This is a genomic window from Kitasatospora sp. DSM 101779, from assembly GCF_025655475.1.
In the GTDB taxonomy this organism is placed as follows: Bacteria; Actinomycetota; Actinomycetes; order Streptomycetales; family Streptomycetaceae; genus Kitasatospora.
In genome coordinates this window covers 1,095,010-1,103,371 of the sequence record NZ_JAHTIK010000001.1, presented here as the reverse complement: position 1 = coordinate 1,103,371, position 8,362 = coordinate 1,095,010, and the positions used below count along the sequence as shown (strand labels likewise).

Here is an 8,362-nt window from a genome sequence, read left to right as displayed (position 1 = left end):
AACCCGCGGTCGGGCGCACTCCACCGGTGTCGCCGCCGCCACGGCCGCCGCCGAGGCCGCCGAGGCCGCCGAACGGCATGCCGGGGATCGCTCCGCCCGGGCCGCCGATCCCGGTGCCGCCCGGTGTGGGCGGGTTCCACGGGGCGAGCGGGCCGGAGCCGCCGCTGCCGCCCGTGCCGCCGAGACCGCCGGTGGAACCGGGCAGGTCGGAGAGGCCGGCCAGGCCGAGGCGGGGGGTGAGCGGTGAGAAGACCGGGGCGCCGCCACCGGCGCCGCCGGCCGAGCCGCCGCCACCGCCGAGGCCGCCCGTGAACGACGCGGGCGTCGGCGGCTGGAAGGGCTTCAGGGCGCTGAGTTGGGGCTTGTAGGCGGCCGCGCCGCCCGCGCCGAACCCGCCGTCCGGGGAGCCGCCGCCGAAGCCACCGGGCATGCCGGCGGAGGGCATGCCCGCAGCCGCGGGGTCGTACGGTGCCGAGAGCGGTCCGGCCGGCATGCCGGGGACGCCGCCGGGCAGGGTGGCGCCGCCGGGCAGCGAGTCGATCCCGGTGGTGGCGGTGGGATGCAGCAGGCTGGTCGGGTCGAGTGCGGCGTTGGGGCCGGTGGTGCGGGTGGGGGAGGTGCCGTCGCTCCCGCCGGAGCCTCCGAGCCGCGCCACCTGCCCGGCGCTGGTCATCCGCTCGACGTGTCCGGCGCTCTGTCGCAGCATCGTGTCGATGCCATTGCCGACCTGGCCGACATAGGTGTTGTAGGTGTCCGCGGCCGTCTTGATGCCCTCGGACTGGGCGATGTCGTCGTGCTTCCCGGCCGGGTTCTGCTCCATGTACTCCTTGGCGTACTGGAGTTCGCGCACCATCTCGGACTTGGTCTGGCTGACGGCCTGGTGGGCGCCGCGCAGCGACTGGGCCATCGCGGCACCGGCGTCGAGGGTGGTCGCCGCGTGCGACTGGTCGCTGCCGGCGTACTTGTGCAGGTAGCCCTGGAAGCTCTCGGCCGCGGCGCCGGACATGTTGGCCATGGCGCGGTTGGCGCTGGCGACGATGGTGCGGATGGCGGGTTCGGCGGCGGCGTTCCACGCCTCCCACGCGTCGGCGAGTTCCGCCAGCAGGTCTTCGTTCGCGTCGGGGAAGACGACACCGGATCCGTGTTCGTTGCTCTGGACGACCTTCAGCACTTCGGCGAGGTCGGGCGGCAGCACGATCATGACGAGTCGCTCTCTTGGGCTGGCCGGCTGGCCTGGGACTGGGGACCCGAGTCGGCGGGGAACGCCCACTCGGACTCGATGCTCTTGGACATGTGACGTTGCGTCAGGCGGATCGGCGCCGGGGCGGCGCGTCCGGAACGGCAGGCTCAGATGAGCATGTTGCGTCCCCCGCCGTGCAGCGGCGGCGGGTCCACGTCGTCGTCCGCGTGCGAGTTGTACGAGAGGTCGGGGGCATCAGGGGTGTGGAAGGCGGGGTCGGGGGCGTGGTGCGTCGGCAGCGTGACCGGCTCGGGGGGCCTGATGCCGTCGACGACGCGTAGCGGTTCGGTGGCGGGCATGCCGTCCACGGCGCGCAGCGGCTCGGAGACCGGCATCCCGTCGACGGCTCGGAGCGGCTCGGTGGCCGGCATCCCGTCGACGGCGGTGAGCGGTGACACCCGGGTGCCGGACGGTGCCGTGAGTGGGGCGGTGGTCGAGACCGGTGTCGCGAGCGGCCCGGCCTCGCCGCCACGGCCGCCGTTCAGCTGGGAGAGTTCGGCGACCTGCGTCGCCTCGGTCTCCCGGTAGCGCTGCACCATGAGCTCCAGGTTGGCGGCCATCTGCGCGGAGTTCTGCAGGTAGGCCTTGACCCCGTCGAAGACCTGCTTCTGGTGCTCGGGGAGCCCGCCCACCGAAGAGGTCCCGCCCGTCAGCGACTTGCCGACGGCCTCGCTGCCGTAGGCGGTCGGCTTGATCTGGTTGATCACCGCCTCCAGCCGCGCCGTCGGCGCCTCGAGGTCGTCGAGCATGGCCCGGATCGCCTTGGTGGCCGCCTCCACCTCTTCCAGGTCGATCTTGAAGGACGACGAACCGCTCATGATGTGCCCCCACCCCAGTTCCACCAGGCTCTCGCCTGCCTGTGCCGGCCGCGCTGCCGCGCCGCCGGTGGGCCGGCCCGCCGCACTGCGGGCCGGCTCCTTTCGGTCGATCGGTCGTGGCCGTCGGACGCGCCGCTCAGAGAGCGGTCGCGCCGTCCGGACCGACCGTGTACAGGCCGGTGTCGCCGAACGCGATCGCGAGCGGCACCCGGTCCACCTCCGCCTCGTTCAGCAGCGCACCGCTGGAGACGTGCCACAGCCGCAGCACCGCCTGCTGGTCGCCGCAGGCCAGCAGGGCCTCGCCGTCGAGGTCCTGCAGGGTGACGCTGCGCACGGCGGCGCCGCCGCCGGTGAACTCGCCGACCGCCGTGCCGTCGCCGGCGTCCCAGATCCGCAGGACGCCGTCCGCGCCGCCGGCGGCCAGCACCTCGCGGCCGCCGACGCGCCCGAAGGCCAGCACCTCCACCGGCCCGGCCGTGCCCGCGAGTTCGAGCAGCGGGAGCCCGAGGGCGGCGTCCCACAGTCCGACCTGCCCGGACGGGCCGCCGGTGGCGATGACCTGGTGCCCGGCCACCTCGCCGGCCGCGAGGGCCGTGACGCCGTCTCGGTCGGCGGTGAACCGGCGCAGCTGTGCGCCGCCGAGCGCGTCGCGCACCCGTACCGTCCCGTCCGCGCCGGCCGAGACCAGCAGCGCCGGCGAGTTCTCGACGGGCGGGCAGAAGGCGAGGCCGGAGACCGCCCCGGTGTGCGGGGCGGGCAGCGGGAGGTCGGTGCCGGTCCGGGTGTCGAGGCAGCGGACGGCGCCCGACGCGGTGCCGCAGACGATCACCGGCCCGTCCTCGGCGGGGCACACGGCGAGCGAGGTCACCGGGCCGCCGTCGGCGGCCGCCGTCCACGGCTGGGGGCCGCCGGCCGGGTCCAGCAGCCGTACGGTGCCGTCGCCGTGGCCGACGGCCAGCCGCGGCCGGCCGTCGAGTTCGAGGACGGCCAGCGCGTTGACCGGGTGGCCGCCACCCGCCGCGAGGTCGGCGAGCTTGGTGAAGCCGGCCGGGTCCCACAGCGCCACGGCGCCGTTCTCGTCGCCGACCGCGAGCACCTCGCGGCCGTCGAGGTGCAGCGCCGCGAGGGCGGTGAGCCAACCCTGTCGGGAGGGGCGGCCGTCGACGGCCGTCCCGGTGTAGACGTCCCAGAGGCGGAGGGTGCCGTCGAGGGCGCAGGAGGCGAGCCGCGGGTCGCCGTCGGGCTGCAGGAAGGCGAGGCCGGTGACGGAGGCGGAGTGGCCGGTGAGGACGGCGACGGGCTGCCCGGTGGCGAGGTCCCACAGGCGGACGGTGGCGTCGGCGCCGGCCGAGGCCAGCACCGCCTGGTTGCCGAGCGCGAGGACGGCGAGTGCGGTGATCCGGTCGGTGTGGCCGACGAGCAGGTGGAGCTGTTCGCCGGTGGCGGTGTCCCAGACCCGGACGAGGCCGTCGGCGCCGCCGGCGGCGAGCAGGTCGAGGTCGGCGCAGCGGGCGTGGCAGAGCGCAGTGGCGCCGGCCCCGGCGACCGGCAGCAGGCCGAGTCCGCGGCCGTCGGCGGTGCGCCAGGCGCGGATCTCGCCGGCGAGTCCGGCGGAGAAGGCGAGCGGGACGCCGTGCACCGCGGCGGCGGCGACGGCCTGGGCGCCCTCGCCCCCGGCCGTGCCGTGCAGCAGTTCGCCGCTGACGGCGTTCCAGACCTGGACGGCGCCGTCCTCGCCGCCGACCGCGAACAGCTCGCGGCCCTGCGCCGAGCCGAGGGCCACGGCCGTCGGCAGGACGCCGGCGTCGGTGCCGGATCCGCCGAGTGCGGCGCCGTCCTCGAGCGCGGTCAGGCCGAAGCCCTCGCCGGGCCTGACGAGCGCGTAGGCCGGGCGGCCTCCGACGGATCCGACGGCGGCGGCCGGTCGGCCGGCGCCCGTGCTCCCGCCGTCACGGTGGGGTTCGGGCTGGTCGAAGTGGACCAGTGCGGAGGGCAGCAGGCCCGCCGCGGTGGGGTCGAGGGCCTGGGCGGTCAGGACCTCCAGGGCCCGGGCGATGCCGGGGACGGGGACGCCCGCGGCGTCGTCCCAGAGGGCGTCGCCGCCGGACGGCAATCCGGTGGCGAACAGGCGACGGGAAGGTGTCGAAGCGGCGTCAGCACCGGCTGTGACCTGGGCATTTCCCGGCTCTGCGGATGAGAGCGCTTTCAGGACCCGCGTCAGAAAGACCCGGTCGACGCGACCGCTTCTGAACGCGCGACCACCGGCTGCGACGCGCTCGACCTGGAACACCCCGGTCGCCTCGACCGCGAGGTCGATCCGGCCGCCGTCCGGGCCCTCGGCGGGTGCGGTGAACCGCAGCAACTCCGAACCGCCCCCGGGTGCCGTCTCCGTGGACGGCGAAACAGCTCCCCCCGACATCAGGGTCCCCTCCCTCTCGACGGGTCAGCCCGTCCTCGTGCGTGTCGTGCGGAACACCATGCATGCCTGACTGTCCGTCAGCACAGGTCCCCGGGTGTCAGTGTCGCGTGTACGGCATCGTGCAGGGCCTGAGTCCGCGAACTGCGGAACAGGCCGGGCCGGAATCCGGCGCGGCGGAATCCTATGTAGGCACCAACCACCTGAACAGGCATGTTATCTGCCGCAGCGTACGCGTCAATCCGGCCCAGTCCGAGCTGCTCGAAGCCGAAGCGGCAGAGCAGACGCAGCGCGGACGTGGCCGTCCGGAGGCTACGTGCCTCGGGCAACAGCCACACGGCGGCCTCCGCGGCACCCTCCTCGGGGCGCAGGTCGACGAGTTCGGCCCACCCCACGGCGCGACCGTCCGTGACCGACGCCACAGTGAAGTACGCCGCCCGGTCGAGCGCCCAGAGGCGCGCCGGGATGTCGGCGAGCCAGCGCTCGGCCGTATCGAGGTCCTGATGGGGGATCACCCCCTGCATGAACTCGCGGACCAGCGGGTCGCGGGTGCCGGCGAGCACGGTCGCGGCGTCCGCGACCTCGGGCCGGCGGAGCACCACCGTGCCGTCGGCCAGTTCGGGTACGGGCAAGGAGCTCAGGCGACGCACCGTCACACCTCCTTGCCGCTCTGCCCGATCATACGATCACCCCGCCTGGACCTCGGACATCCACCGATCGACCGAAACGCCACCCGCCGACCGGCGGGCTTCCGCTCCCCCCGACCGGCGGGCCGACCCCCGCCGAACGGCCAGGTCAGTGCACGACCGGTTCGCGCCGCCCGGCTGGCCCCGGAACGGCCGCGGCCGGACCCGATCCTCCGGGTCCGGCCGCGGCAACGCCTGCGTCGCGCCGGGGATCAGCGCAGCCCGGCGAAGAGGTCGTTCTCGGGCACGGCCGCACCGGTGGTGTCCTGGACCCGCACGAAGGTCTCCACGCCCATCAGCTCCGTGAACCTCTCCTTGCCCATCTTCAGGAAGAAGATGTTCTCGCCCTGACTGGCGTGCGCGGCCAGCGCGTCGAACTTCCGGTCGCCGAACTCGGCGGTGTCCACCCAGGTGGTGATCTCCTCGTCGGGCAGGCCGATCTCAGCCAGCGCGGCGGCCTCCGCCGGATCCGGCTCCTGCCAGTCCGCGCCGAACTCCCGCATCGCCTCCCCGAACAGCTGCATCTGCGAGCGCGGCGCCGTCGTCCAGTACACCTTCGGGGTCATCCCGGTGAGCTCCAGCGCCGCCATCGTGATGCGGTTCGCCTGAATGTGGTCCGGGTGCCCGTAGAACCCGTTCTCGTCGTAGGTCACGACCACGTCGGGCCGGTAGTGCCGCAGCAGTTCGGCGAGGCGGGCGGCGCCCTCCGCCACGGGAGTCCGCCAGAACGAGCCGGGCGCGTCGTTGGCCGCCCAGCCCATCATCCCGGAGTCGGCGTACTCCAACAGCTCCAGGTGGCGGATCCCCAGGACCTCGCAGCTCGCCTCGAGTTCCCGGCGGCGCATCGCGGCCACGGCCGCCGGGTCGTGCCCGGGGTCGCCCGGCTTGGCGCCGCCCGGCCCGTCACCGCAACCACCGTCGGTACATGTGACGAGGACCGTGCGGATGCCCTCCGCCGCGTACCGCGCGAGCACCCCGCCCGTCCCGGTGGCCTCGTCGTCGGGGTGGGCGTGCACCGCCATCAGCGTCAAGGGTCGTTCAACCATGATCATCCTCCACGTTCCGGATCAGCTCCGGGCTCAGTCTGCGCCAGGCGGGCGGGCGGCCGCGCGCGAATTCGGGTGACCGCGCGGGGGAGACCCACGTGCCTGCTCCCGGGCGGCACGGGCACCGGCCGGCCGGTGGCCTGCGGCCGGGCGACGGGAACCCGCGGGCGCGAACACGACAGATCCTCAGGCTATAGTCCCCCCACCATTCTCAGTCGGCGTCGAGCCGCCGGGCAGTGCACCGGCAGGCCGTCCCACCGCCACCCGGAGCCTCGTGCACCACGCACAGTGCCGCAGGCCGGGTGAGCCATGCCGCACCGGCTCCGGCCGTGTCCGTCTTCGTCTTCGTGAGAGGCCCGCCGTCCCGTGCCCGATCCCCGTTTCAGCATCCTGTCCGAGGACTTCGCCGCCGCTCCGCACCGGTACTTCGCCCGGCTGAGGGAGCAGGCGCCGGTGCACCACGAGCCGGCGCTGGACAGCTACTTCCTCTCCCGTCACCAGGACGTCAGGAGAGTGCTGACCGACCACGAGGCGTTCAGCACCGAGGCGCTCCAGGTACGGGCCGAGCCCGTGAGGCGCGGACCGGTGCTCGCGCAGATGACCGGGGCGGAGCACACCGCCAAGCGCGGGATCGTCGTCAGGGCCTTCACCGGGCGTGCCCTGCAGGACCAGATCCGGGTGATCCGCACCCATGCGGCCGGAGTCGTCGCGCCCTTCCTCCCCCGCGGGCGGATGGATCTCGTCAACGACTTCGGCAGGCCGTTCGCCGTCCGCGTGACACTGGACGTGCTGGGCCTGGACACGGAGGCGTGGCAGCAGGTCGCCCACTGGCTGGACGGGGTGACCGAGTTCGTCACCGGCCTGGTCCTCACGCCCGAGCGCCGGCGACACTGCCTGGACTGCGCCCTGCAGTTGGAGGCCCACCTCGTCCCCGTCGTCGAACAGCGCCGACGCCACCCCGGCGAGGACCTGATATCGACGCTGTGCACGGCCGAGTTCGACGGCACCGCCCTGAGCACCCGCGACGTCACCGCGCTGATCGTCAACGTGCTGCTCGCCGCCGTGGAACCCGCCGACAAGACGATCGGCCTGCTCTTCAAGCACCTGATCGACCACCCCGAGCAGTTGGCACAGGTCCGCGAGGACCCGGCCCTGCTGCCCGCCGCCATCGCCGAGACCCTGCGGCTCACCCCACCGGTCCAGCTCGTTCCCCGCCGGGCCGAGAAGGACGCCGAGTTCGCCGGCGGGGTCGTCCCGGCCGGCGCCACCGTCTTCTGCGTGATCGGCGCGGCCAACCGCGACCCCGCGGCCTTCACCGCCCCGGACACCTTCGACATCCACCGCCAGGACCTGGGCACCGCCCGCTCCTTCACCGCCGCCGCACAGCACCTGGCCTTCGGCACCGGACTCCACCAGTGCGTCGGTGCGGCCTTCGCCCGCGCCGAGATCGAGACCGTGGCGGCCCTGCTGCTCCCACTGCTCGACCGGGTCCGCTACAGCCCCGGCTTCCGGTACCGCGAGGTCGGCCTCTACACCCGGGGCCCCGCCTCCCTCGAGCTGGACTTCACCCCCGTCCACACCTGAGCACCGTCCGCTCCACCACCGACCCGCCGTCGGCACACCGTCGGCACACCCCAGGAGAAACCCAGCGATGACCGCGACCGACATCACCCGGGCGATCAACGACCTGCTGTTCACGCCCGGCCTCGACCTCGCCGAGGCCGTCGAACGGCACTTCACCCCGGACTACCGTCAGCGCACCGACGGCGTGTGGAGCGACCGGGCCGGCTTCGTCGAGCACATGACCCGCCTCCGTTCCCTGGTCAGCAGCGGGTCGATCGAGGTGCACGACGAGCTCCGCGACGGACTGCGCTACGCCGACCGCCACACCGTCACCGTCACCCGGCACGACGGCCGCACCACCGGCATCGAGGTGTACCTGTTCGCCCGCCTCGCCCCCGACGGACGCTTCCAGCGTGTGGAGGAGACCACCCTGCTGGTCACCGGCCACGACGAGGACAGGAACCTGGGCCACATCCGGTGACGGCGGGCGGCCGGGCCCGGGCGGCGCGGAAGGCAGCCGGCGCCCGCCACCGAGCACCTTGTCGGGCGCCCGCCACCGTGGGCGCGGAGAGGACTCCCGGACGACGTCGTCC

Annotated in this window: 6 protein-coding genes and 1 pseudogene; 2 read left to right on the top strand and 5 right to left on the bottom strand. The window is 74.2% G+C overall.

What is annotated here, in order from left to right:
• The 5 genes and pseudogenes from KSNIM_RS05180 to KSNIM_RS05160 form a co-directional block, all read right to left on the bottom strand.
• Window positions 1-1,201: pseudogene (locus KSNIM_RS05180) on the bottom strand (hypothetical protein); the annotation flags it as partial.
• A 146-nt stretch (window positions 1,202-1,347) separates the two neighbouring features.
• The gene (locus KSNIM_RS05175) at window positions 1,348-2,058 is read right to left on the bottom strand and encodes a hypothetical protein (protein WP_263102037.1); all 711 of its coding nucleotides are present in this window, start codon (window positions 2,056-2,058) and stop codon (window positions 1,348-1,350) included.
• A gap of 136 nt (window positions 2,059-2,194) precedes the next feature.
• A complete protein-coding gene (locus KSNIM_RS05170) occupies window positions 2,195-4,171 on the bottom strand; it encodes a WD40 repeat domain-containing protein (protein WP_263102036.1) in 1,977 nt (658 codons plus the stop codon).
• A 383-nt stretch (window positions 4,172-4,554) separates the two neighbouring features.
• Window positions 4,555-5,130 carry a GNAT family N-acetyltransferase gene (locus KSNIM_RS05165; RefSeq protein WP_263102035.1) on the bottom strand — a complete coding sequence of 192 codons (576 nt, stop codon included), beginning with the start codon at window positions 5,128-5,130 and terminating at the stop codon, window positions 4,555-4,557.
• A gap of 242 nt (window positions 5,131-5,372) precedes the next feature.
• Window positions 5,373-6,206 carry a PIG-L family deacetylase gene (locus KSNIM_RS05160; RefSeq protein WP_263102034.1) on the bottom strand — a complete coding sequence of 278 codons (834 nt, stop codon included), beginning with the start codon at window positions 6,204-6,206 and terminating at the stop codon, window positions 5,373-5,375.
• Between the two features lie 366 nt (window positions 6,207-6,572).
• On the opposite strand from KSNIM_RS05160, the gene KSNIM_RS05155 reads away from it, so the two are divergent.
• A complete protein-coding gene (locus KSNIM_RS05155) occupies window positions 6,573-7,790 on the top strand; it encodes a cytochrome P450 (RefSeq protein ID WP_263102033.1) in 1,218 nt (405 codons plus the stop codon).
• Window positions 7,791-7,857: 67 nt separating this feature from the next.
• Window positions 7,858-8,250 (top strand): nuclear transport factor 2 family protein, encoded by a 393-nt coding sequence (locus tag KSNIM_RS05150; RefSeq protein ID WP_263102032.1) that lies wholly within the window; start codon window positions 7,858-7,860, stop codon window positions 8,248-8,250.
• Window positions 8,251-8,362 lie beyond the last annotated feature (112 nt).